At 65.8% G+C, this 23,629-nt stretch carries 18 protein-coding genes, 2 tRNA genes and 3 pseudogenes; 12 read left to right on the top strand and 11 right to left on the bottom strand.

Annotated features, from left to right (window positions below):
• Positions 1–72: 72 nt before the first annotated feature.
• Genes CDN38_RS05395 through ilvC form a run of 3 tightly spaced genes read left to right on the top strand, consistent with a single transcriptional unit; the run spans position 73 to position 3,467 of the window.
• Positions 73–1,917, top strand: a complete 1,845-nt coding sequence (locus CDN38_RS05395) for an acetolactate synthase large subunit (protein WP_075511998.1) — start codon at positions 73–75, stop codon at positions 1,915–1,917.
• Positions 1,917–2,432, top strand: coding sequence for an acetolactate synthase small subunit (ilvN, locus tag CDN38_RS05390; protein WP_075511999.1), 516 nt, complete (start codon positions 1,917–1,919; stop codon positions 2,430–2,432). Before CDN38_RS05395 ends, ilvN begins: the two co-directional genes overlap by 1 nt.
• A gap of 33 nt (positions 2,433–2,465) precedes the next feature.
• The gene (gene ilvC / locus CDN38_RS05385; protein ID WP_099319329.1) at positions 2,466–3,467 is read left to right on the top strand and encodes a ketol-acid reductoisomerase; all 1,002 of its coding nucleotides are present in this window, start codon (positions 2,466–2,468) and stop codon (positions 3,465–3,467) included.
• Positions 3,468–3,685: 218 nt separating this feature from the next.
• Here the strand turns inward: ilvC and CDN38_RS05380 are convergent, their stop codons facing one another.
• From CDN38_RS05380 to CDN38_RS05370, 3 genes are read right to left on the bottom strand one after another with little or no spacing between them, the layout of a single operon-like run.
• Positions 3,686–3,967 carry a hypothetical protein gene (locus tag CDN38_RS05380; protein WP_233026764.1) on the bottom strand — a complete coding sequence of 94 codons (282 nt, stop codon included), beginning with the start codon at positions 3,965–3,967 and terminating at the stop codon, positions 3,686–3,688.
• A 47-nt stretch (positions 3,968–4,014) separates the two neighbouring features.
• Entirely contained in the window at positions 4,015–4,644 is a 630-nt protein-coding gene (gene wrbA / locus CDN38_RS05375) for an NAD(P)H:quinone oxidoreductase (protein ID WP_075512001.1), read from the bottom strand.
• A complete protein-coding gene (locus CDN38_RS05370) occupies positions 4,641–6,080 on the bottom strand; it encodes a phytoene desaturase family protein (protein WP_075512002.1) in 1,440 nt (479 codons plus the stop codon). The genes wrbA and CDN38_RS05370 overlap by 4 nt, the downstream gene beginning before the upstream one ends.
• Positions 6,081–6,440: 360 nt before the next feature.
• Between CDN38_RS05370 and serA the strand changes: the two genes are divergently transcribed.
• Together serA and CDN38_RS05355 are read left to right on the top strand one after the other, a co-directional pair.
• Positions 6,441–8,027, top strand: a complete 1,587-nt coding sequence (gene serA / locus CDN38_RS05360; RefSeq protein WP_075512009.1) for a phosphoglycerate dehydrogenase — start codon at positions 6,441–6,443, stop codon at positions 8,025–8,027.
• Positions 8,024–9,034: a 3-isopropylmalate dehydrogenase gene (locus CDN38_RS05355; RefSeq protein ID WP_075512003.1), complete on the top strand. Its 1,011-nt coding sequence runs from the start codon at positions 8,024–8,026 to the stop codon at positions 9,032–9,034. Before serA ends, CDN38_RS05355 begins: the two co-directional genes overlap by 4 nt.
• Here the strand turns inward: CDN38_RS05355 and CDN38_RS32850 are convergent.
• From CDN38_RS32850 to CDN38_RS05335, 4 genes and pseudogenes are all read right to left on the bottom strand, one after another.
• Positions 9,031–10,120 (bottom strand): annotated as a pseudogene (locus CDN38_RS32850) (MFS transporter). The gene CDN38_RS05355 and the pseudogene CDN38_RS32850 overlap by 4 nt on opposite strands.
• A gap of 62 nt (positions 10,121–10,182) precedes the next feature.
• A complete protein-coding gene (locus tag CDN38_RS05340; protein ID WP_075512005.1) occupies positions 10,183–11,532 on the bottom strand; it encodes an MFS transporter in 1,350 nt (449 codons plus the stop codon).
• Positions 11,533–11,606: 74 nt separating this feature from the next.
• Positions 11,607–11,924 (bottom strand): annotated as a pseudogene (locus CDN38_RS29265) (MFS transporter); the annotation flags it as partial.
• A 381-nt stretch (positions 11,925–12,305) separates the two neighbouring features.
• Positions 12,306–13,125, bottom strand: a pseudogene (locus CDN38_RS05335) (MFS transporter); the annotation flags it as partial.
• Between the two features lie 203 nt (positions 13,126–13,328).
• On the opposite strand from CDN38_RS05335, the gene CDN38_RS05330 reads away from it, so the two are divergent.
• From CDN38_RS05330 to CDN38_RS05315, 4 genes are all read left to right on the top strand, one after another.
• Positions 13,329–14,126 carry a fumarylacetoacetate hydrolase family protein gene (locus CDN38_RS05330; protein WP_075511681.1) on the top strand — a complete coding sequence of 266 codons (798 nt, stop codon included), beginning with the start codon at positions 13,329–13,331 and terminating at the stop codon, positions 14,124–14,126.
• Entirely contained in the window at positions 14,123–15,607 is a 1,485-nt protein-coding gene (gene gltX / locus CDN38_RS05325; protein ID WP_082277223.1) for a glutamate--tRNA ligase, read from the top strand. The genes CDN38_RS05330 and gltX overlap by 4 nt, the downstream gene beginning before the upstream one ends.
• 156 nt (positions 15,608–15,763) lie before the next feature.
• Positions 15,764–15,835: transfer RNA gene (locus CDN38_RS05320), tRNA-Gln, on the top strand.
• A gap of 84 nt (positions 15,836–15,919) precedes the next feature.
• A tRNA-Glu gene (locus CDN38_RS05315) sits at positions 15,920–15,992 on the top strand.
• A 6-nt stretch (positions 15,993–15,998) separates the two neighbouring features.
• On the opposite strand, the gene CDN38_RS05310 is transcribed toward CDN38_RS05315, so the two are convergent.
• Positions 15,999–16,520 (bottom strand): PPOX class F420-dependent oxidoreductase, encoded by a 522-nt coding sequence (locus CDN38_RS05310; RefSeq protein ID WP_075511683.1) that lies wholly within the window; start codon positions 16,518–16,520, stop codon positions 15,999–16,001.
• Between the two features lie 76 nt (positions 16,521–16,596).
• Positions 16,597–17,298: an IclR family transcriptional regulator gene (locus tag CDN38_RS05305; protein ID WP_075511684.1), complete on the bottom strand. Its 702-nt coding sequence runs from the start codon at positions 17,296–17,298 to the stop codon at positions 16,597–16,599.
• Positions 17,299–17,381: 83 nt separating this feature from the next.
• Here CDN38_RS05305 and leuC point away from each other — a divergent pair, with 83 nt between their 5' ends.
• The 3 genes from leuC to CDN38_RS05290 all read left to right on the top strand — a co-directional run bounded on the left by leuC (position 17,382) and on the right by CDN38_RS05290 (position 20,319).
• Positions 17,382–18,815 carry a 3-isopropylmalate dehydratase large subunit gene (leuC, locus tag CDN38_RS05300; RefSeq protein WP_075511685.1) on the top strand — a complete coding sequence of 478 codons (1,434 nt, stop codon included), beginning with the start codon at positions 17,382–17,384 and terminating at the stop codon, positions 18,813–18,815.
• A gap of 23 nt (positions 18,816–18,838) precedes the next feature.
• Complete coding sequence (gene leuD / locus CDN38_RS05295; RefSeq protein ID WP_075511686.1) at positions 18,839–19,435, top strand: 3-isopropylmalate dehydratase small subunit; 597 nt, start codon at positions 18,839–18,841, stop codon at positions 19,433–19,435.
• A 224-nt stretch (positions 19,436–19,659) separates the two neighbouring features.
• A complete protein-coding gene (locus CDN38_RS05290; RefSeq protein WP_075511687.1) occupies positions 19,660–20,319 on the top strand; it encodes an HU family DNA-binding protein in 660 nt (219 codons plus the stop codon).
• Between the two features lie 60 nt (positions 20,320–20,379).
• On the opposite strand, the gene mutT1 is transcribed toward CDN38_RS05290, so the two are convergent.
• Positions 20,380–21,318, bottom strand: coding sequence for an 8-oxo-(d)GTP phosphatase MutT1 (mutT1, locus tag CDN38_RS05285; RefSeq protein ID WP_075511688.1), 939 nt, complete (start codon positions 21,316–21,318; stop codon positions 20,380–20,382).
• Between the two features lie 81 nt (positions 21,319–21,399).
• Positions 21,400–23,607 (bottom strand): RNA degradosome polyphosphate kinase, encoded by a 2,208-nt coding sequence (locus CDN38_RS05280; protein WP_075511689.1) that lies wholly within the window; start codon positions 23,605–23,607, stop codon positions 21,400–21,402.
• Between the last annotated feature and the right edge of the window lie 22 nt (positions 23,608–23,629).

The raw sequence follows: 23,629 nt of genomic DNA, 5'->3' as shown, positions 1-23,629 counted from the left end.
GCAGCTGAGCTGGCGGGGGTTTTTTCTTGCCCACCAACGAGACCGCCACCGCAATAAAGGATTAACACGACAGTGAGCGCACCAACGAAGCCACACTCACCGACATCGCAAGGCGGGGAAAACGGCGCCAAACCGTCGGTGCCCCAACCCAGACATGTTGCGCCGCAGCAACTCACCGGGGCGCAAGCGGTCATCCGGTCCCTGGAAGAGCTCGACGTCGACGTCATCTTCGGGATTCCGGGCGGCGCCGTATTGCCGGTGTACGACCCGCTGTTCGACTCCCAGAAGCTGCGCCACGTGCTGGTCCGCCACGAGCAGGGAGCCGGCCACGCCGCCAGCGGCTACGCGCACGCCACCGGCCGGGTGGGGGTGTGCATGGCGACGTCGGGCCCGGGTGCGACCAACCTGGTGACGCCGCTGGCCGACGCACAGATGGACTCGATACCGGTGGTCGCCATCACCGGCCAGGTCGGCCGCGGGCTGATCGGCACCGACGCCTTCCAGGAGGCCGACATCTCCGGTATCACGATGCCGATCACCAAGCACAACTTCCTGGTCCGCACCGGCGACGAAATTCCCCGGGTGATCGCCGAGGCGTTCCACATCGCGGCATCTGGTCGGCCCGGAGCAGTGCTCGTCGACATCCCCAAGGACGTGCTACAGGGCCAGTGCACGTTCAGCTGGCCGCCGCGGATGGATCTGCCCGGCTACAAGCCCAACACCAAACCGCACAACCGCCAAATCCGTGCTGCCGCCAAGCTGATCGCCGTCGCGCGCAAGCCGGTACTGTACGTCGGCGGCGGCGTCATCCGCGGCGAGGCGACCGAGCAGCTCCGCGAACTGGCCGAACTGACCGGCATCCCGGTGGTCACCACACTGATGGCTCGCGGAGCGTTCCCCGACAGCCATCGCCAGAACCTGGGCATGCCCGGCATGCACGGCACGGTGGCCGCCGTGGCAGCACTGCAGCGTAGTGACTTGCTGATCGCGCTGGGCACCCGTTTCGACGACCGGGTAACCGGAAAGCTGGACTCCTTCGCCCCGGAAGCCAAGGTCATCCACGCCGACATCGACCCGGCCGAGATCGGCAAGAACCGGCACGCCGATGTCCCCATCGTGGCCTGCGTCAAGGCCGTCATCGCCGAGCTCATCGCGATGCTGCGCCACCACGATATTCCCGGCGACCTCGAGCTGACCGACTGGTGGGCGTATCTCGAAGGCGTTCGAAAGACCTATCCGCTGAGCTACGGTCCGCAAAGCGATGGCAGCCTCAGTCCGGAGTACGTGATCGAGAAGCTGGGCGAGATCGCCGGCCCGGACGCCGTCTATGTCGCCGGCGTCGGCCAGCACCAAATGTGGGCGGCGCAGTTCATCAAGTACGAGAAGCCGCGGACCTGGCTGAACTCGGGTGGGCTGGGCACCATGGGCTTTGCCATTCCGGCTGCCATGGGAGCCAAGATCGCGTTGCCCGACACCGAAGTGTGGGCGATCGACGGCGACGGTTGTTTCCAGATGACCAACCAGGAACTGGCCACCTGCGCGATCGAGGGCATACCGATCAAGGTGGCGTTGATCAATAACGGCAACCTGGGCATGGTGCGGCAGTGGCAGAGCCTGTTCTACGAGGAGCGCTACTCGCAGACCGACCTGGCCACCCACTCGCACCGAATCCCCGACTTCGTCAAGCTGGCCGAGGCGTTGGGTTGCGTCGGATTGCGTTGCGAGCGTGCGGAAGACGTTGTCGACGTGATCAACCAGGCTCGGGCGATCAACGACTGCCCGGTGGTGATCGACTTCATCGTCGGCGCCGACGCGCAGGTGTGGCCGATGGTGGCCGCCGGCACCAGCAACGACGAGATTCAGGCCGCCCGCGGCATCCGTCCCCTGTTTGATGACGAAAGTGAAGGGCACGCCTGATGGTGAACGGGTCGCCTAAGACGCACACGCTGTCGGTCCTGGTCGAAGACAAACCCGGCGTGCTGGCGCGCGTCGCGGCGCTATTCTCCCGGCGCGGTTTCAACATTGAATCGTTGGCGGTGGGAGCGACCGATCAGAAGGACATGTCGCGGATGACCATCGTGGTCGCCTGCGAGGAGACCCCACTGGAACAGGTCACCAAGCAGCTGAACAAGCTCATCAACGTCATCAAGATCATCGAGCAGGACGACGATCATTCGGTGTCGCGGGAATTGGCGCTGATCAAGGTCCGCGCCGACGCCGGTACCCGTAGCCAAGTGATCGAAGCAGTAAACCTCTTCCGCGCCAACGTGATTGACGTATCTCCGGAATCATTGACCGTGGAGGCCACCGGTAACCGCGGCAAGCTCGAGGCGCTGCTGCGAGTATTGGAGCCCTTCGGTATCCGCGAAATCGCCCAATCCGGAATGGTGTCGTTGTCCCGCGGCCCGCGGTGTATCGGCACTGTCAAGTAACCAACAAGGAGAAACGCAACAGTGGCATTAGAGATGTTCTATGACGACGACGCAGACCTGTCGATCATCCAGGGCCGCAAGGTTGGCGTCATTGGCTATGGCAGCCAAGGCCATGCGCACTCTTTGAGCCTGCGCGACTCTGGCGTGCAAGTGCGCGTCGGACTGAAGGAGGGCTCCAAGTCGCGGGCCAAGGTCGAAGAGCAGGGCCTAGAGGTCAACACGCCGGCCGAGGTTGCCAAGTGGGCCGATGTGATCATGCTGTTGGCCCCTGACACCGCCCAGGCGGAGATCTTCGCAGGCGACATCGAGCCCAACTTGAAGCCCGGTGACGCGTTGTTCTTCGGTCACGGACTCAACATTCACTTCAACCTGATCAAGCCGCCCGCCGACGTCACCGTCGCAATGGTCGCACCGAAGGGACCAGGCCATCTGGTGCGGCGCCAATTCGTCGACGGCAAGGGTGTGCCCTGCCTGATCGCCGTCGACCAGGACCCGACCGGTCAGGGCGAGGCGCTGGCGCTGTCCTACGCCAAGGCCATCGGCGGCACCCGCGCCGGCGTCATCAAGACCACGTTCAAAGACGAGACCGAGACCGATCTTTTCGGTGAGCAGGCCGTTTTGTGTGGCGGCACAGAGGAATTGGTCAAAGCCGGGTTTGACGTGATGGTCGAGGCGGGCTATCCGCCCGAGATGGCCTACTTCGAGGTGCTGCACGAGCTCAAGCTGATCGTCGACCTGATGTATGAAGGCGGGATAGCTCGGATGAACTACTCGGTGTCCGACACCGCGGAATTCGGCGGCTATCTGTCAGGTCCGCGGGTGATCGACGCCAGCACCAAGGAGCGGATGCGCGAGATCCTGCGCGAGATCCAGGACGGCACCTTCGTCAAGAAGCTGGTGGCCAACGTCGAGGGCGGCAACAAGGAACTCGAGCAGCTGCGCAAGGAGAATGCTGAGCATCCCATCGAGGTCGTCGGCAAGAAGCTGCGCGACCTGATGAGCTGGGTGGACCGGCCGATCACCGAGACGGCGTAGTTTCGACGCGTCGAGACTGAATCTGCGCACACCCGCGTCGGCGTGTCGCGTGCGTAGGTTCAGTGTCGGCGCAGGCGGTCGGCGGTCTGGACCACCCGACGCCCGAGGTCGTCCGGTGGGTCGCTGTCGCGTCGTCGAACTCGTTGCTGTGTCGTGGGTCGAGACCAAACTCGCGCGGCCATCTTTTCGTCCTGAGTCCACGTCCGGCGAGTCGATGATCACAACACCCGGTATCCGATCCCGGCGAGAGCTCGGGCTGGGGATCTGCCATCGGCACTTCCCGGTAGCTTTTGCTCCGACAGGATGTTCAGGGCTTCGCCACCGGTCACCCCATACAGTGCCGTCGAGACCGGATCCTCGGGTGGAGTCGGTGGCGTATGGATACGGATCGCCCAAAGCGTTTGTGAGGCCGCGATCACTCGGAAACCACACAGCGGCGGGTCTACTTCGTACAGCTCAATGTCGCCCTTGGCGAACACCGGCGCCACAGTGTTCGGCACGGATCCGATTTACGGTGCCGTACCGATCAATTCGCTTTCGCGCATGGCTACCTCTTGAGGGGCGATGAGGAGGAGCCCGACGACCTGAGCCGGTCCGCGACCTGGACTGCCCGGCGCGCCAGGTGCTCCAACGCGTCACCGGTCGCCCCGTCGAACTCGTTGATATTGTCGTGAGTCGAAACCAGGCTTGCCCCATAGGGATTGCCGTCGACGAACTTCAGCGGGTCAGTGTAGCCGGGCGGCACGATGATGCCACCGAAATGCATCAGCGTGACATACAGGGTCAGCAGCGTGGTCTCCTGACCGCCGTGCAGGGTGTTAGACGAGGTGAAGCCCGCATACACTTTGTCGGCGAGCTTGCCCTCAGCCCACAGACCGCCCAGCGAGTCCAGGAAATCCCGCAATTGCGCCGCAACGCAGCCGAAACGGGTGGGTGAGCCGAAAATCACCGCGTCGGCCCAAACGATGTCCTCGCCGGTGGCCGCGGGTAGCTCCTTGGTGGCTTCGTAATTCGCCGTCCAGGCCGGGTTGTGCGCAAACGAGGCCGGGTCGCGGGTCTCGGTCACGTGTCGCAACCGGACTTCGGCACCGGCTACCTCGGCGGCCGCGGCGACTCGTTTGGCCATCGTCGTTCCATGGCCGGTAGCTGAGTAGTAGATGACCGCGAGTTTCGTCATGGGGTCAGCTTAGGCATGTCAGTGATGCCGAATTCGTGCCGCAGCAGGGTGCGCGCGGCGTAATAACCGGACATGCCATGCACGCCCGCGCCGGGCGGAGTGGCCGCCGAACACAGGTACACCTTGGGAATCGGTGTGCGCCAAGGGTTAACGCGTAGCGTAGGCCCGGCGATCGCACGCCAGACAGAGTTGCCGCCCACCGCGATATCGCCGCCGACGTAGTTGGCGTTGTGGTCGGCCAGCTGTGCGGCGGGCACTGAACGGGCTGCGACGACGACGTCGCGGAAGCCGGGTGCGAACCGCTCGACGACCCGCGTGACCGCCTCGGTCGCGGCGACCCGCGAGCCCGACGGCACGTGGGCGTACGTCCAGAGTGGCCGGCGACCGGCGGAATCGATGCGGCCATGGTCGGCGAGGTGCGGACTTGCGGCCAGCACCATCGGCCAGTCGGCGTGGTGCCCTGCCGCGATGGCCGCCTCGGCTCGCGCCATTTGCTCGCGGGTGCCCCCGAGGTGAAGTGTCGGCGCCTGTCTGAGCCGGGTATCCGACCAGGGAATCTCGTCGCCGAGCACGAAGTCGACCTTTGCCACTCCCGATCCAAACCGATACCGGCGCAACGCTTTAGCGTACCGAGCCGAAATCGTGTCACGGTAAATACGTAACAGTGTGGTCGGTGCCGTATCGAAAACGACGATTTCGCCCGGAGGGCAAGGCGGAGAGGTGATCTCGACGCCTGACGCCAGCTCACCGCCATGTGCCCGCAGATCGGCGATCAGCGCGTAGGCGATCACCTGGCTGCCGCCCACCGGGATCGGCCAGCCGACCGAATGCGCGAGGGTGGCCAGCATCAGCCCCGCACCCGCCGACACCAGCGACGGCAACCGCGAAATGGCATGGGCTGCAACGCCGGTGAACAGCGCCCGGGCATCGTCGCCCACCAGCGATCGCCACGCGGGCGTGCCCTGGGCCAGCATTCGCAACCCGAGATGCACGGTCGGCATCAGCGAAGTGGGCACCGAACGTTTGTCGCCGAGCATAACGTCCACGACGGCACCGGAATTCGTCACCAGCGGCCCGAGCAGGCGTCGCCAGGACGCACCGTCGTCCAACTCGGCACAGGTACGGGTCAGGTCGCGGTAGGCGATCGCCGCCGGCCGATCCGGCAGCGGGTTGGCATACGCGATCTCCGGTACGGCCAGTGTCACACCGCGTGCGGGCAAATCGAACTCGGCGAAAAACGGCGACGCCAGCGCCAGGGGATGCACCGCCGAACACACGTCGTGCAGGACTCCGGGATATTCGACGTCGGCCGCGCTGCGCGCGCCGCCTCCAAAGGTCGGCTGGGCCTCGAGTACCTGTACTTTCAGGCCGGCTCGGGCGCAGATGACGGCCGCAGCCAGCCCGTTGGGCCCGCTGCCGACGACCGTGACGTCCACCCGTTGATTACAACCGACCGAGCTGATGGCGTCGACCCGCAGCGCCCGGCTCCGCCGTGCTCGCGGTCGCCGCTGGGCTGATGGCGTCGACCCGCAGCGCCCGGCTCCGCCGTGCTCGCGGTCGCCGCTGGGCTGATGGCGTCGACCCGCAGCGCCCGGCTCCGCCGTGCTCGCGGTCGCCGCTGGGCTGATGGCGTCGACCCGCAGCGCCCGGCTCCGCCGTGCTCGCGGTCGCCGCTGGGCTGATGGCGTCGACCCGCAGCGCCCGGCTCCGCCGTGCTCGCGGTCGCCGCTGGGCTGATGGCGTCGACCCGCAGCGCCCGGCTCCGCCGTGCTCGCGGTCGCCGCTACGCTGTCCGGGTGAACCTGCCTGTTGTGTTAATCGCCGACAAACTTGCCCAATCGACGGTCGCCGCCCTGGGAGACCAGGTCGAGGTGCGCTGGGTAGACGGTCCGGATCGCGAAAAGCTGCTGGCCGCGGTGCCCGAGGCCGACGCGCTGTTGGTACGGTCGGCCACCACCGTGGACGCCGAAGTGCTGGCCGCGGCTCCCAAGCTCAAGATCGTGGCACGCGCCGGCGTCGGCCTGGACAACGTCGACGTAGACGCCGCCACCGCGCGCGGCGTGCTGGTGGTCAACGCCCCGACGTCGAACATCCACAGCGCCGCCGAGCACGCGTTGGCGTTGCTGCTGGCCGCGGCCCGGCAGATCCCGGCCGCCGACGCCACGCTGCGCGAGCGCACCTGGAAGCGGTCCTCGTTCTCCGGCACCGAGATCTTCGGAAAGACCGTCGGCGTCGTCGGTTTGGGCCGCATCGGACAGTTGGTCGCGCAGCGGGTCGCCGCGTTCGACGCCCACGTCGTCGCCTACGACCCGTATGTCTCGCCCGCCCGCGCTGCGCAGCTCGGAATCGAACTGCTGCCCCTGGACGAGCTGCTGGCGCGCGCCGACTTCATCTCAGTGCACCTGCCCAAGACGCCGGAGACCGCAGGTCTGATCGACAAAGCAGCATTGGCCAAGACCAAACCCGGCGTCATCATCGTCAACGCCGCCCGCGGCGGGCTGGTGGACGAGGCGGCGCTCACCGACGCGGTCACCAGTGGTCACGTGCGTGCGGCCGGTCTCGACGTGTTCGCCAGCGAGCCGTGCACCGACAGCCCGCTGTTCGAGCTGCCGCAGGTCGTCGTCACACCGCACCTGGGGGCGTCCACCGTGGAAGCCCAGGACCGGGCGGGAACCGATGTTGCCGAAAGCGTCCGGCTGGCGCTGGCCGGGGAGTTCGTTCCCGACGCGGTCAACGTCGGCGGGGGAGTGGTCAACGAAGAGGTGGCGCCCTGGCTGGACCTGGTGCGCAAGCTCGGCGTGCTGGCGGCGGCCCTCTCCGACGGCATGCCGGTGTCATTGTCGGTACAGGTCCGCGGTGAGCTGTCCTCCGAAGACGTTGAGGTGCTGAAACTATCGGCGCTGCGCGGGCTGTTCTCGGCGGTGATCGAGGATCCGGTGACCTTTGTCAACGTCCCGGCGCTGGCCGCCGAGCGCGGGGTCTCCGCGGAGATCAGGAAGGCCTCGGAAAGCCCGAACCACCGCAGTGTCGTCGACGTTCGTGCGGTCGGCGCGGACGGCTCCGTCGTGGACGTCTCGGGCACGCTGTATGGCCCGCAACTGACCCAGAAGATTGTGCAGATCAACGGTCGCCACTTCGACATGCGTGCCGAAGGGATCAACCTCGTCGTCCACTACGTCGACCAGCCGGGAGCTCTGGGCAAGATCGGCACTTTGCTCGGCGGGGTCGCAGTGAACATCCACGCCGCGCAGCTGTCCGAGGACGTCGAGGGTCCGGGCGCGACGATCCTGCTGCGGTTGGACCGGGATGTGCCGAACGAGGTCCGGTCGGCGATCGTGGCTGCAGTCGGCGCGGACAAGCTCGAAGTGGTTGACCTGTCGTGAAGCTCGCGGTCATCGCAGGCGACGGGATCGGTCCCGAGGTGGTTGCCGAAGCGGTCAAAGTCCTCGACGCGGTACTGCCGGGCGTGCAGAAGACCGGCTACGACCTCGGCGCCAGGCGGTTCCACGCCACCGGCGAGCTATTGCCGGACACGGTGCTCGCCGAACTGCGCGAGCACGATGCCATCCTGCTGGGCGCGATCGGCGACCCGTCGGTGCCCAGCGGTGTCCTGGAGCGCGGCTTGTTGCTGCGACTGCGTTTCGAGCTGGACCACCACATCAACCTGCGACCGGCTCGGCTGTATCCGGGCGTCAAGAGCCCGCTGGCCGGCAATCCCAACATCGACTTCTTGATGGTGCGCGAGGGGACCGAGGGTCCCTACACCGGTAACGGCGGTGCGATTCGGGTCCGCACGCCCCACGAGGTGGCGACCGAGGTCAGCGTGAACACCGCATTCGGGGTGCGCCGAGTCGTCCAAGACGCGTTCGAGCGAGCCCAGCGGCGTCGCAAGCACCTGACACTGGTGCACAAGACCAACGTGCTGACCTTCGCCGGCGCACTCTGGTGGCGAACCGTGCAGGAGACCGGCGAGAAGTACCCCGACATCGACCTGGCGTATCAGCACGTCGACGCCGCCACCATCCACATGATCACCGACCCCGGCCGCTTCGACGTCATCGTCACCGACAACCTGTTCGGCGACATCATCACCGACCTGGCGGCGGCGGTGTGCGGCGGAATCGGCTTGGCCGCCAGTGGAAATATCGACGCGACCCGGACCAACCCGTCGATGTTCGAGCCGGTGCATGGCAGCGCGCCCGACATCGCCGGTCAGGGCATCGCCGATCCGACCGCGGCGATCATGTCGGTGGCGCTGCTGCTTGCCCACGTCGGCGAGCACGACGCCGCCGGCCGGGTGGACCGGGCGGTCGAGGCCTACTTGGCGACTCGGGGGGACGAACGACTGGCCACCACCGCCGTGGGCGACCGGATTGCCGCGGCGCTCTAGCCCGCTCGGGCGTGCGCGCGCGCGTGCTGCGGCACAATCGGCCACGCCAGCAGCGGAAACAGTCCGCACACCGCAAAAGCCAGCGGATAGCCGGACACCTCGATCACCTCGCCGAACACCGGCGGTCCGATTGCCGCGGTGAGTCGCTGGGTGGTGTTCTGGGCGCCCATCGCCCGTCCGCTCCAGAAGCGCTCCGGCCAGCTCGGTGATAGCGGTGAACGCCAAGCCTTTGTCGAGCACCGTGATCACTGATGCGGCGACCATCAGCGCCACCGCGACAGCCGAGTGCAAGTGATCGGCCAGCGCCAGCAACATCATCACCAGGGCGGCGGCGACGGCGATCATCCGGATGGGCCGCATTCGGGACCCGACGTGGTCCGATCACCGCCCGGCGGCGATCAGGCCGAGCGCACCCAGCAGTTGCGAGACGCTCACCAAGGTGCCGGCTGCCGCGATCGACCAGCCGTGGCCCTTGATCAACCAGACCAGCATGAACGCCAAGACCACCGTCTGCGGAACGATGAGCAGGGCAGACGCGAGGTGGATTCGCCACAGCACCGCCGTGCCGCGGTAGGGACGCAACGCATCAAGTAGGTGTTGAAGCGCTGCAACAGTGGATACAACCGCGACCGGTAAAACCGGCCGTAGTAGTTCATCCAACCCAGGCAAGCCGATCAGGCGTCGGCCGGCAGGACCCCGCACCCAACAGCGGATGAGCGCGGGCACTCCACCGGCCAGACCTGACCAGCCACCGGGCACCACACGACGCTGTGACAGTTCTGGCCCACCGCTACGCCCGCAACGCCGACGAGGCGTGCCGGTCCACCAGAAAACACCCACTGTCAGCGGCCAACACCGTTCGGGCCGCCCCACTGAGCAAAACTCAGTTTCACTCACTGTTTAGGAACGGTAACGACCATGCCGAAGCTGCGCCGAGAGCAGGGCGGCTTCGGACAGGCTGATGCCGCGCACGTCATTGAGTGCGGGAATCAGAAAAGCGATGCCATTGATGAAGATGGTGGCGCACAACGTCGCGATGAGCGCGACTGCGAGCAGCGACCAACGCCGCGTCGATGTTGTCTGCACCTAATTGATAGTTCTCGTTGCGGCACTTTGGCAAAACTCACCGAGGCGCCGCCACCGGGCGATCACGTCGGTGGCGTCGGTGCTCGTCCGCCTCGGCCGGGCCTGGACGACCCGGGCGGGCCGGCCAGCCGAGGCCTACTTGGCAGCTCGCGGGCGCGGACGGCTTGTCGCCAGCGATGCCGGCGAACCGATTGCCGCCGCGCTCGGGTCTCCAAGCCGGGCGGCAGCAGGCGAGTCGGCACCAACGGCACCGCCGCCAACGGAAACAACCCGCACAGCGCCCATGCCAGCGGATAGGCCGCCGTCGTGATAAGCGCACCGAACAGCGGGGGCCCGGCGGCCGCCATCAGGCGCTGGGTGGTGTTCTGGGTCCCCAGTGCGCGTCCACTCCAATAGGGACCGGCGAACTCGGTGATCGCCGTTGCCTCCAACCCGTTGTCGAGTACCGCGATCACCGAGATGGCGATCATGAATAACACGTCATAGCGCGAACCGATCTTGTCGGCGAGCGCCAATAGGAACAGCGCCGATGCGGCGGCGACGGCGATAACGCGGACGGGCCGCATGCGTGAGCCGACGTGGTCTGACCAGCGCCCAACCGCGATCCGACCCAGCGCCCCCAGCAGCTGCGAAACGGTCACCAAACCACCGGCCGCCGCGACCGACCAACCGTGATGGTTCATCAGCCAGACCAACATGAACGTCACGGTCACCGTCTGCGGCATCATCAGCAGCGCGGATACCGCGTGGATGCGCCACAACACCGACGACCCCCGATACGGGCTGGCCAGCTCTTCGTCAGTGGCGACCTTGCGGGACTTGCGCGGCGCATCGGCTACTCCGATCAGGCTGGCCACCGCAGCCACCGTGCACGCGACGGCGGGAAACATCAGCCCGGCACGGGTGCCACGTTCGGCCAGCTCGGGTATGACCAGCGCGCCCAGCGCGATTCCCAGCGGCTGCGCGGTCTGACGGACGCCCATCGCCAGTCCTCGCTGATGCGGCGGAAACCAGCCCGATACCAGCCGACCACCGGCACTGTTGCAGCTGGCGGCCGCCATGCCGCCCAGAAACAGGTAGATGCCCATCAGCGTCAGCGAGTGCACCGACGCGGCGGCATAGGCGGCTGCGGCGGTGAGAGCCGAGCCCACCGTCATCACAATCCGCTCACCCACGCGGTCCAGGACGTAGCCCCACGCCACCAGCGTTACCACCATGCCCCAGCTGGGCATCGACGCCAACAGACCAGCTTGTGTCAGTGGGGTTCCGCGCGCGGCTTCCAGCCGGGGGATCAGGAAGGCAACGCCGTTGATGAAAAGAAATGAACTCGCCGTCACCAGCAGCGAGACGACCACGATCGACCAGCGCGCAAACAAGCTCAATTCGCCGGGGTCGCTCGGTTGACGCGGCATTGGCTCATGCTCGCACAAGCACGCGCCGATCGGCTGCCCGGAAAGGTTGCCGGCCCGACCGCCCCCCGCGCCTGTTAACCACGGGCACGAACTGGTTTCGGTTGAAGTTGGCCAACAGGATGTGCGGCCGGGCGGTCTTCCGCGCCGGGCGGAAGCAAGCCGACGGGCACCAGGGGTACCGCGGCTAGTGGGAACAGCCCACACAGTGCGAACGCCAGCGGATAGCCGCCGACTGTGATCATCGCTCCGAATGCCGGCGGGCCGGCCAAGGTCATCAGCCGCTGCGTCGTGTTCTGAACGCCCAGCGCGCGCCCACTCCAGAATTGTCCGGCGAATTCGGTGATCGCAGTGGCCTCGAGCCCGTTGTCCATCACCGTGATGACCGACACGGACACCATGAACGCCACCGCAAGCGGCGAGTCGAGCTGATTGGCCAGGGACAGCATCAGCAACGTGACGCTGGTGGCGAGCGCGACGATGCGGACCGGGCGCATGCGCGATCCCGCATAATTGAGGTTCCCCCCAAACCGTAGAGGCATCGACAATGAGGAGCACGATGCCAGAGAAGCGGATGAAGTACGACCGGGAGTTCCGTGAGGGGGCTGTCCGGTATTGTGCAAGCACGTGCTGGCGTGCTTGACTGGTGCTACGGCTTCTACAACCACGTCCGGCGGCACAGCACGATCGGGATGGTCAGCCCCATCAACTAGGAGAACGCTGCGGCCACCAACCGGGAAGCCGCATAGAGGAAACCTCCACGATTTGGGGGGAACCACATAATCGGACCAGCGGCCGGCCGCAATGCGGGTCAGGGCAGCGAGTAGTTGAGTGATGGTCACCAGCGCACCGGCAGCTCGCACCGACCAGCCGTGGTTGCCGGTCAACCACACCAGCATGAAGGTCACCGTCATCGACAGCGGCATCACCATGAGTGCTGAGATCGCGTGGATCCGCCACAGCACGGCGCTGCCGCGATAGGGGTGCACGAGCTCGGTTTCGGCGGCCGCGGTCCGTGGCTTGCGCGGCGGGTCGTGTGCGATCAGGGCGCCGACTACGGCCGACACCGCGCACGCCGACGCCGGAAACAGCAGTCCCAAGCTTGGACGGTGCTCAGCGAGCCGCGGAATCACCAAGGCGCCCATGGCGATTCCCAACGGTTGCGTAGTCTGGCGGACTCCCATGGCCAGCCCCCGCTGATGCGCCGGAAACAACCCGCCACCAGGCGGCCGCAGGCGGGATTGCAGCTGGCCGCCGCCATCTCGCCCAAGAACAACAGTGCGCCCATCACCACCAGCGAGCTAACCGACGCCGCGGCAAACGCGCTGACCGCAGTCAGCGCCGAACCCGTGGCGAGTACGGTGCGTTCGCCGATGCGGTCCGCCACATAACCCCAGGCGATCAGCGTGACCACCATGCCCAGGCTCGGCATCGCCGACAGCAGACCCGCCTCGGCAATGCGGTTCCACGCGCGGCTTCCAGTGCGGGAATCATGAACGGAACGGCGTTGATAAAGGAGAACGCACTGGCGGTTACCGTCAGCGCAATCGCGACCATCGACCGGCGCAGCGCTGCGCTGGCCGGCTCCGTGGCCATCAAGCCATGCTCGCACAGATGTCATTGCTCGGGTGCCTTCTGTTGTCGAGCAATTACCCGGGGATTCACGGGCTTGTGCAGACCAGCGGTCAGCCGGGCCCGCAGCGCCCGGCTGCGCCGGGCTCGCGACCGTCTGGGTCCGATGACGACGGCCCGCAGCGCCCGGCTGCGCCGGGCTCGCGACCGTCGTTAGGCTCATCCGAATGCGCCTTGGTCGAATCGCCAGTCCTGACGGAGTCGCGTTCGTCAGCATCGAAGGCTCCCTAGACGACCCAGGGGGGATGACCGTCCGGGAGATTGCGGAACACCCCTTCGGTACGCCGACCTTCACCGGCCGCTCCTGGCCGTTGGCCGATGTCCGGCTGCTGGCTCCGATACTTGCCAGCAAGGTGGTATGCGTCGGCAAGAATTACGCCGACCACATCGCCGAAATGGGCGGCCAAACCGGCCCCGCTCCGGCCGACCCGGTCATATTCCTCAAACCCAACACCGCAATCGTCGGTCCCAATGTACCGATTCGGTTGCCCGCCAATGCATCACCGGTTCACTTCGAGGGTGAGCTCGCGATAGTGATCGGCCGGCCGTGCAAGGACGTCCCAGCCGCCCAGTCCGCTGACAACATCCTCGGCTACACCATCGCCAACGACGTATCCGCCCGCGATCAGCAGAAGGCCGACGGCCAATGGACCCGGGCGAAAGGCCACGACACATTTTGCCCGGTCGGCCCGTGGATCGTCACTGACGTGAATCCCGCCGACCTCGAACTGCGCACCGAAGTCAACGGCGAAGTCAAACAGCACGCCCGCACGTCGCTGATGATCCACGACATCGGCGCCATCGTGGAATGGATCTCGGCGGTCATGACGTTGCTGCCCGGAGACCTCATTCTCACCGGGACGCCGGCCGGAGTCGGTCCCATCGGAGACGGTGACACCGTCTCCATCACCGTAGAAGGCATCGGCACCCTTACCAATCCCGTAGTGCGCAAAGGAAAGTCGTGACTGCAGCTGCTCCTGAAGAAGAAGGAACCCGCGTTCGGGTCCGATTCTGCCCGTCGCCCACCGGTATTCCGCACGTCGGCATGGTCCGCACCGCGCTGTTCAACTGGGCCTACGCTCGTCACACGGGCGGCACCTTCGTCTTTCGCATCGAAGACACCGACGCTCAGCGCGACAGCGAGGAAAGCTATCTGGCACTGCTCGACGCGTTGCGCTGGCTCGGCCTGAACTGGGACGAGGGGCCCGAGGTCGGCGGACCCTACGGCCCATACCGCCAGTCACAGCGCACCGAAATCTACCGCGATGTCATCGCCCAGCTGCTCACGGCAGACGAGGCCTACTACGCCTTTTCGACGCCCGAAGAGGTCGAGGCCCGCCATATCGCCGCCGGCCGCAACCCCAAGCTGGGCTACGACAATTTCGACCGTTACCTCACCGATCCCCAGCGCGCGGCATATCTGGCGGAGGGTCGTCAGCCGGTGGTGCGACTGCGGATGCCCGACACCGATCTCAGCTGGAGCGACTTGGTCCGCGGGCCCACCACATTCGCGGCCGGCTCGGTGCCCGACTTCGCGTTGACCCGCGCCAACGGAGATCCGCTGTACACCTTGGTCAACCCGTGCGACGACGCGTTGATGAAGATCACGCACGTGCTGCGCGGTGAGGACCTGCTGCCGTCGACGCCGCGACAGCTCGCGCTGTACCAATCGCTGATCCGGATCGGGGTAGCCGAACGCGTTCCTGAATTCGCCCATCTGCCAACGGTATTGGGAGAGGGGACCAAGAAGCTGTCGAAACGCGACCCGCAGTCGAACCTGTTCGCGCAGCGCGACCGCGGCTTCATTCCCGAAGGGTTGTTGAATTACCTCGCGCTGCTCGGCTGGTCGATCGCCGACGACCGCGATCTGTTCAGCCTCGACGAGATGGTGGCGGCGTTCGACGTGGCCGACGTGAACTCGAATCCGGCGCGGTTCGACCAGAAGAAGGCCGACGCCCTCAACGCCGAGCACATCCGGATGCTCGATGTCGAAGACTTCACCCGTCGGCTCCGCGATTACCTGGACGCGCACGGCCATCGGATCGAATTGAACGACGCCGCGTTCGCCACGGCCGCCGAGCTGGTGCAGACCCGAATCGTGGTGCTCGGCGATGCGTGGGATCTGCTGAAGTTCCTCAGCGACGACCAGTACGCCATCGACCCCAAAGCCGCCGCCAAGGAACTGGGTCCCGACGCGGCTCCGGTTCTCGCCACGGCTGTGGCCGCGCTCGAAGATGTGTCCGGCTGGACCGCCGCCCACATCGAGGAGGCCCTCAAGGCTGCGCTGATCGAAGGCCTGGATCTCAAACCCCGCAAGGCATTCGGACCGATCCGAGTGGCCGCCACCGGCACCACGGTCAGCCCCCCGCTGTTCGAATCATTGGAGCTGCTCGGCCGCGACCGCAGCCTGGCGCGGCTTCGTTCAGCGCGCGATCGGGTCACCTAGAATGCGGCGTCGCGCAGAATAGAACCCGGGCGTGCGACTGGCCGGGCTAGTTTTTGGTAGTCTGCACGTCGGCCTACAACGGCTGGCAGCAGCGGTCCGCGGAGACCTGGCTATGGTTCCCAGAAACCACGCTGACCAGCGGTTTTAGGCGGCAGATGGGGTATGGTGTAATTGGCAACACAGCTGATTCTGGTTCAGCCATTCTAGGTTCGAGTCCTGGTACCCCAGCAAAGTCTCACTGACACGAAGCGGACACCGAGTGATTAGGTGGGCTTACCGCGGTGAGCTATGCTGACAGCTCGGATCGGTTCTGGCCCCGTCGTCTAGCGGCCTAGGACGCCGCCCTCTCACGGCGGTAGCGTGGGTTCGAATCCCATCGGGGCTACAGGAGTCACTTTTCAGCCGCACCGGTCCCCAGCACGGTCGGTGCGGTTGAACCACCCACCGGCATGTGCGGCAGTCCCAGTTTGCGGTGGTCCCACGAGCGGGTGCGGTGACTGACGATGCGGACGCCGACGCGCTTGTTCATCATCTGGTCGACCATGGGCCTCAGTTCGTCGCTATAGGGCCCGGTGTAACGCTCCCACACACTGACTCCGACGCGGAACAGGGCGTCGGGCTCGTCGACGATCTCCGCGACGCCCTCGAAGGACACCCCGCGCAGCGTGTCATAGGTGTTGCCGTCCTCGAGCAGGAAGCTCACCCGAGGATCCCGCTTGAGGTTGACGGCCTTCTGTGACTTTGCCTTGGTTTCCAGCCAGATTTCGCCGTCGACCACCGCGTACCACATGGCCGTCAGGTGTGGCTGGCCATCCGGGCCGATGGTGGCCAGCGTGCCGGTGCGGCTCTTGTTGACGAAGTCGGTGATTTCTGCCTCGGTCATGACGATCTGCGCGCGCTGGTTGGTACCCATGGCGTCAGTGTGTCAGGTGGTCGTGACGCCCACGCGGCGGCGTCAGTCGGTTGTGGGCGTTCCGGAGTTAAGGCCGCTAGAGCCGGCGAGTGATCTCCTCCGCCGCCGCCAACAGGTCGGCGGCCCAACGCGCACCCGGGCGCCGCCCCATCCGGTCGACGGGGCCGGAAACCGAGATCGCGGCGACCACAACGCCGCGGCGATCGCGCACCGGCGCCGAAACGCTTGCCACCCCAGGTTCCCGTTCGGCCACGCTTTGCGCCCAACCGCGCCGGCGGACGTCGGCCAGCACCCGTTCGCCGAATTTCGCATTCGGCAACACCGCCTGTTGGATCGCCGCGTCACTGTGGGCCAGCAGCACTTTGGCCCCCGAGCCAGCCGTCATCGGCAATCTCGCTCCAACCGGAACCGTATCGCGAAGGCCCGCAGCCGGTTCCAGCGCAGCCACGCAGACCCGTGTCGTGCCCTCGCGGCGATACAACTGCACGCTCTCGCCGGTGGTCTCGCGCAATTTCGGCAGCACACCGTTGCTCGCGGCGAGCAGCGAATCGTTGACTTGGGCCGCGAGTTCGGACACCGCGGGACCAAGACGCCACCGGCCTTCCTCGTCGCGTCCCAGCAGGCGATGCACCTCGAGAGCGGCTGCCAGGCGGTATGCGGTGGCCCTCGGCAGGCCGGTTCGGTCACAGAGTTCGGCCAGTCCGCACGGAGATTCCGCGATCGCGTGCAACAGGCGCACGGCTTTGTCGAGCACGCCGATGCCGCTATGCTGTCTCACATCAAGATACTAGCGTCTCATATTCTGAGAACAAAGCCCGGTGGTTCAGTGAGCCGCTATTGAGTGAATCGAGGCAATCCGAGATGGCAGTTCAGACTCGCAGGCCCCGTACGTTGGCGGAGAAGGTTTGGGACGACCACGTTGTGGTGTCCGGTGGCGCCTCTGAACAAGGAGACGGGCCCGACCTGATCTACATCGATCTGCATCTGGTGCACGAGGTGACCAGCCCGCAGGCGTTCGACGGTCTACGGCTGGCCGGTCGCCGAGTGCGGCGTCCCGACCTGACCATTGCCACCGAGGACCACAACGTGCCCACCGTCGACATCGACAAGCCGATCGCCGACCCGGTTTCGCGCACCCAGGTGGAGACGTTGCGGCGCAACTGCGCCGAATTCGGCATCCGGCTGCATCCGATGGGCGACATCGAGCAGGGCATCGTGCACGTCGTCGGACCGCAATTGGGCCTCACCCAACCGGGAATGACGATCGTCTGCGGCGATAGCCATACCTCGACCCACGGCGCATTCGGCGCGTTGGCAATGGGTATCGGCACTTCCGAAGTCGAGCACGTGCTGGCAACTCAGACGCTGCCGCTGCGGCCGTTCAAGACCATGGCGGTCAATGTCGAAGGGCAACTGCCGCCGGGCGTATCGGCCAAGGACATCATTCTGGCGCTGATCGCCAAGATCGGCACCGGCGGCGGACAGGGTCATGTCATCGAATACCGGGGCGCCGCCATCGAATCGCTGTCCATGGAAGCTCGCATGACGATCTGCAACATGAGCATCGAAGCCGGTGCCCGAGCCGGCATGGTGGCACCGGACGAAACCACCTACGAGTTCTTGCGCGGCCGTCCGCACGCGCCGACCGGTGACCGGTGGGACGCCGCTGTGGCCTATTGGCGACAATTGCGGACCGACCCCGGGGCCGTCTTCGATACCGAGGTGTACCTCGATGCCACCTCGTTGAGTCCCTATGTCACCTGGGGAACCAACCCCGGACAAGGAGTGCCGCTGGCCGGCGCGGTGCCAGACCCGGAGCTGATGACCGATGACGCGGAGCGGCAGGCTGCCGAGAAAGCATTGGCCTATATGGACCTTCGGCCCGGAACGGCAATGCGCGACATCGCCGTCGACGCCGTGTTCGTCGGGTCGTGTACCAACGGCCGCATTGAAGACCTGCGGGTGGTGGCCGATGTCCTGCGCGGCCGCACGGTGGCGCCGGGCGTTCGGATGCTCATCGTTCCGGGGTCCATGCGGGTTCGCGCGCAGGCCGAAGCAGAAGGCCTGGGTGAGATCTTTGCCACCGCAGGCGCCGAATGGCGCCAGGCGGGATGCTCGATGTGCCTAGGAATGAATCCCGATCAGCTCGCTCCCGGGGAGCGCTGCGCCGCGACGTCCAACCGCAACTTCGAAGGGCGACAGGGAAAAGGGGGCCGTACGCATTTGGTTTCACCGGCCGTTGCCGCCGCGACCGCTGTTCGCGGCACCCTTTCCGCGCCGGTCGATTTGAATTGAACTCAACGGGTTAGGGGAACAGCATGGAAGCCTTTCACACTCACACCGGCATTGGTGTGCCGCTGCGACGGTCCAACGTCGATACCGACCAGATCATCCCCGCGGTCTTCCTGAAGCGCGTCACCCGAGCCGGTTTCGAGGACGGCTTGTTTGCGAGTTGGCGTTCGGATCCGTCGTTCGTGCTGAACCTCAGTCCCTTTGACCGCGGCTCGGTCTTGGTCGCCGGGCCGGACTTCGGCACGGGATCCTCGCGCGAGCATGCGGTCTGGGCGCTCATGGACTACGGATTCCGGGTGGTTATCTCGTCTCGATTCGGTGACATTTTCCGCGGCAACGCCGGCAAGGCGGGGCTGCTGGCGGCCGAAGTCGACCAAAACGGCGTCGAACTTCTCTGGAAGCTCATCGAGCAGAGTCCCGGGTTGGAAATTACTGTCAATCTTCAAGATCGAAATATCACCGCCGGAACAGTGGTGCTGCCGTTCAAGATTGACGACCACACCGCGTGGCGACTGCTTGAAGGCCTTGACGATATAGCCCTTACGCTGCGAAAACTCGACGAAATCGAGTCTTATGAAGCGGCTTACCCGGCGTGGAAACCGCGCACTCTGCCCGGCTCGTGAAGGGCCCATCGATACGGAATTTCGGCGGCCGCAACCCTGGGTAAGGCGGGCAAGCCGGGTTCATTTGGAGGCCGCGCCACCGGTCAAGGGCGGCAATCGGATTGCGAAAATTGCCGTTCCGGGGTCCCGAAATTGCGCGTGGCTCTTGGCAATTTGCCAGGTAAAGGTTTACCGTGTCCACTAGTCGGTTCCATTAACGAGGACCACTAGCTTCGGAGGGTTGGATGAACAAAGCAGAGCTCATTGACGTGCTCACACAGAAATTGGGCTCGGACCGTCGCCAGGCGACCGCCGCCGTCGAGAATGTCGTCGACACCATTGTGCGCGCCGTGCACAAGGGCGACAGCGTAACCATTACCGGATTTGGCGTCTTCGAACAGCGCCGCCGCGCGGCCCGCGTGGCTCGCAATCCCCGGACCGGCGAGACGGTAAAGGTGAAGCCGACTTCAGTCCCGGCGTTCCGGCCCGGCGCGCAATTCAAAGCGGTTGTGGCTGGCGCACAAAAGCTCCCGGCGGAAGGCCCTGCCGTGAAGCGTGGTGTGGGGACGAGTGCCGCCAAGAAGGCGGCGAAGAAGGCACCCGCGCGCAAGGCTGCGACCAAGGCGCCCGCCAAGAAGGCTGCGACCAAGGCGCCCGCCAAGAAGGCTGCGACCAAGGCGCCCGCCAAGAAGGCCGCGACCAAGGCGCCCGCCAAGAAGGCCGCGACCAAGGCGCCCGCCAAGGCGCCCGCCAAGGCGACCAAGGCAACGGCGAAGAAGACCGCCGCCAAGGCGCCGGTGCGCAAGGCGGCCACCAAGGCACCGGCGAAGAAGGCGGCGGCGAAGCGGCCGGCCACCAAGGCACCGGCCAAGAAGACGACGAGCACCAGGCGCGGTCGCAAGTAAGTCAGTACATCGCCGATACCCTTTGGGTGGCAGCGACGCCGCCCAAAGGGTATCTGTGCGTTAGGCCCGCACGTTGGCGGCCAGCGCGCCGCCGATATGGTCGGCCGCAATGAGCCGCCCGCGGGAGAGCGAAAGCACCCAGGTGCTGCCTTTGTGGTTGCGGGACTTGTCCGGGCGCACGCCGTCGCGCTCGCACCACCACGCGATGAGATCCGGAATTACCTTGCCCTGCGTGCAGATCACCGGCGTCCCCGGCTGCGCGGCGATCCGCAGCACCCGATGTCGGCCACGTTTGGGGTTCTTGGCGTAGGACTCCTCGGTGAGCGCACGTTCGTTGTGAATGCTCACGCCCAGTTCCTCGGCGAGCGGCTGCACCGTCTGATGGCAGCGCAGCCGGTCGGCGGCGTAGATGGTGCTGGCGCCGAAGGCCAGTAACTGCCCGACAAGCGCCTCCGCCTGCGCACGTCCTTTCTTGTCCAGCGGTCGTTTGGTGTCGTCGCCGCGGAAGCGGGACTTGCTGCCGGCGGTGCCGTGCCGGACCACCAGCACCGTCTTGGTATCCGCCGGCTGTTTGGCGAACCGGCGCAAGACCTTTCGATCTTGTGCATAGTCAAGCCGCGCCATGGCGCTGGCGATCGGCAACCAGACCAGATCGTCGACTTCGCTACCGGGAACGAATTCCCCGCCGATGCGGCGCGCAGCCCAGTAGTAGACCTTCTTGACACCTTGGTCGATTGGGTAGCTAGTCATGGTCAGACGCCGGCTCAGGTGCACCTGCTGGCCGGTCTCCTCGAACACCTCACGCACCGCCGCCACCGCTGTCGTTTCCCCGGGATCCACCTTGCCCTTGGGTAGTGACCAATCGTCGTAACGGGGACGGTGGATCACGGCAATCTCGACTGCTCCCTCGGCCTTTCCCGGACGCCACAACACCGCGCCGGCGGCATACACGATCCTGCCCTCCGTGCATCGGCGGGCGGACGTGCTAGGGATCGACACGTTAACTCCTGCAGGTCAATTCGGCCTGGGCCGCTCGCGGTCGTGGATGTGGCACAAATCAGCGGGAGTCGCCAACCGGTGTCAGGGACTGCGGTGCCGCTCCATCAGCGATACCTGGTGGTCGCGCACACTGCGGCCGTCCTGGGGCGCCGCCGTCCATTGTCCGTCCGGGCCCAGCTCCCAACAGCGGGTGGCCGGGTCCAGCGCGGACTCGAACAAATCATCCAGCTGTGCGGTCAGCCGCGGATCCTTGACCTGAGCCATCACCTCAACACGCCGGTCAAGATTGCGGTGCATCATGTCGGCGCTGCCGATCCAGAACTCGTCGATGGCGCGGAAATGCAGGATTCGCGAGTGTTCCAGGAAGCGGCCGAGAATGGAACGCACGGTGACGTTTTCCGAGAAACCTTCCGCGCCGGGGCGTAACGCGCAGATACCGCGCACCACCACCTCGGTGGGCACTCCCGCCCGCGATGCGCGGTAGAGCGCGTCGATGACCTGTTCGTCGACAAGGGCGTTCATCTTGAGCCGGATGCGCCCGTTACCGCTTTCCCGGTGTGCAGCCACTTCCCGCTCGACGCGGTCGATGATGCCGGTGCGAATCCCATGCGGAGCCACCAACAGATTGCGGTAGGAGACCTTGCGTGAGTAACCGGTCAGCGAATTGAACAAGTCGGTCAGGTCGGCTCCGATATCGGGCGCGGCCGTCAACAGGCCGACGTCCTCGTACAGCCGGGCGGTCTTGCTGTTGTAATTGCCGGTCCCGACATGGCAATACCGCCGGATCAACGGGCCCTCGCGGCGAACGACCAACGCGGTCTTGCAGTGGGTCTTGAGTCCGACGATCCCGTAAGCCACGTGCACGCCGGCCTGCTCGAGTTGCCGTGCCCACCGAATGTTGGCCTGCTCGTCGAAGCGGGCCTTGATCTCGACCAGCGCGACCACCTGCTTGCCCGCTTCGGCCGCGTCAATCAAAGCCCGGACAATCGGGGAATCCCCGGAGGTGCGGTACAGCGTCTGCTTGATCGCCAGCACGTCGGGATCAGCGGCGGCCTGCTCGATGAACCGCTGCACGCTGGTGGAGAACGAATCATAGGGATGGTGCACCAGCACGTCGCCTTCGCGCAGCGTCGCGAAGATGCTCTTGGGTGTTTCCCGCTCGGCGAACGCGGGATGGGTGGCCGGAACGAAAGTCCGGTCTTTGAGCGCCGGACGGTCCAGGCCGTAAATCTGCCACAACGACGACAGGTCTAGGAGCCCCGGTACCTCGATGACGTCACCGGGATGGACGTCGAGTTCGCGCAGCAGCAACTCCAGCATGCCTTCGGTCATGTCGTCGGCGACTTCGAGCCGCACCGGCGATCCGAACCGGCGGCGCGCCAGTTCCCGTTCGAGCGCCTGCAGCAGATCCTCGTCGCGGTCCTCTTCGACCTCGAAGTCGGCGTTGCGGGTGATCCGGAACGCGTGATGCTCGACGATTTCCATTCCCGGGAACAGCACCGGAAGGAAGGCCGCGATGAGCTCCTCCACCGGCAGGAACCGGTGGACCCTTTGCCCCTCTGTCCCGTCCGCATCGCTGTGGCCGACCAGCTCGACAAAGCGGTCGACGTTGTCGGGCACCTTGACCCGGGCGAAGTGTTGACCGCCGTCGTCGGGTTGGCGCACGGTGACCGCCAGGTTCAGGCTGAGCCCGCTGACGAACGGGAACGGGTGCGCGGGGTCCACAGCCAGCGGGGTCAGGACGGGGAAGACCTGCTCGTTGAAGTAGATCGACAGTTGCTCGCGCTCAGTCTCATTCAGATCGGCCCAGGTGATGATGTAAATACCTTCTTCACCGAGCGCCGGCAGCACCGAATCGAGGAACACCCGCGCGTGCCGGCCGGCGATCTGCTGGGTCTGCTCGCCGATGCGGCCCAGCTGCTCACGCGGTGTCAGACCGTCGGCTGAACGCACCGACAGCCCCATTTCGTTGCGGCGTTTGAGACCGGCCACCCGAACCATGTAGAACTCGTCGAGGTTGGACGCGAAGATCGCCAGGAACTTGGCTCGCTCCAACAACGGCATGGAGTTGTCGGCGGCAAGCGCCAGCACCCGAGCATTGAAATCCAGCCAGCTCAGCTCGCGGTTGAGGTAGCGGTCTTCGGGCAGCTGGTCGGTGATCGCCGCGGGCGTCGCAGCCGGGGGTGCCGTCAGTGCCGAGTCGCCTTGATGCCATGCATTCTCGTCCGGCTGCGCCTCTGTGACTGGACTGGTTTCGGTTTCGGTCACCCAGCGATCATTGCTTATCACCGGGTGACGTTGCCACCACCCG

Source organism: Mycobacterium ostraviense, from assembly GCF_002705925.1.
Classification (GTDB): domain Bacteria; phylum Actinomycetota; class Actinomycetes; order Mycobacteriales; family Mycobacteriaceae; genus Mycobacterium; species Mycobacterium ostraviense.
This window is presented reverse-complemented; position numbering and strand designations above follow the sequence as displayed.

Coding starts and splice junctions, on each gene's coding strand:
- ilvN (WP_075511999.1), top strand. CDS start 1,917: ATGGTGAACGGGTCGCCTAAGACGCACACGCTGTCGGTCCTGGTCGAA.
- ilvC (WP_099319329.1), top strand. CDS start 2,466: ATGTTCTATGACGACGACGCAGACCTGTCGATCATCCAGGGCCGCAAG.
- wrbA (WP_075512001.1), bottom strand. CDS start 4,644: ATGACGAAACTCGCGGTCATCTACTACTCAGCTACCGGCCATGGAACG.
- CDN38_RS05340 (WP_075512005.1), bottom strand. CDS start 11,532: ATGCCGCGTCAACCGAGCGACCCCGGCGAATTGAGCTTGTTTGCGCGC.
- CDN38_RS05330 (WP_075511681.1), top strand. CDS start 13,329: ATGCGCCTTGGTCGAATCGCCAGTCCTGACGGAGTCGCGTTCGTCAGC.
- CDN38_RS05310 (WP_075511683.1), bottom strand. CDS start 16,520: ATGGGTACCAACCAGCGCGCGCAGATCGTCATGACCGAGGCAGAAATC.
- leuC (WP_075511685.1), top strand. CDS start 17,382: ATGGCAGTTCAGACTCGCAGGCCCCGTACGTTGGCGGAGAAGGTTTGG.
- leuD (WP_075511686.1), top strand. CDS start 18,839: ATGGAAGCCTTTCACACTCACACCGGCATTGGTGTGCCGCTGCGACGG.
- CDN38_RS05290 (WP_075511687.1), top strand. CDS start 19,660: ATGAACAAAGCAGAGCTCATTGACGTGCTCACACAGAAATTGGGCTCG.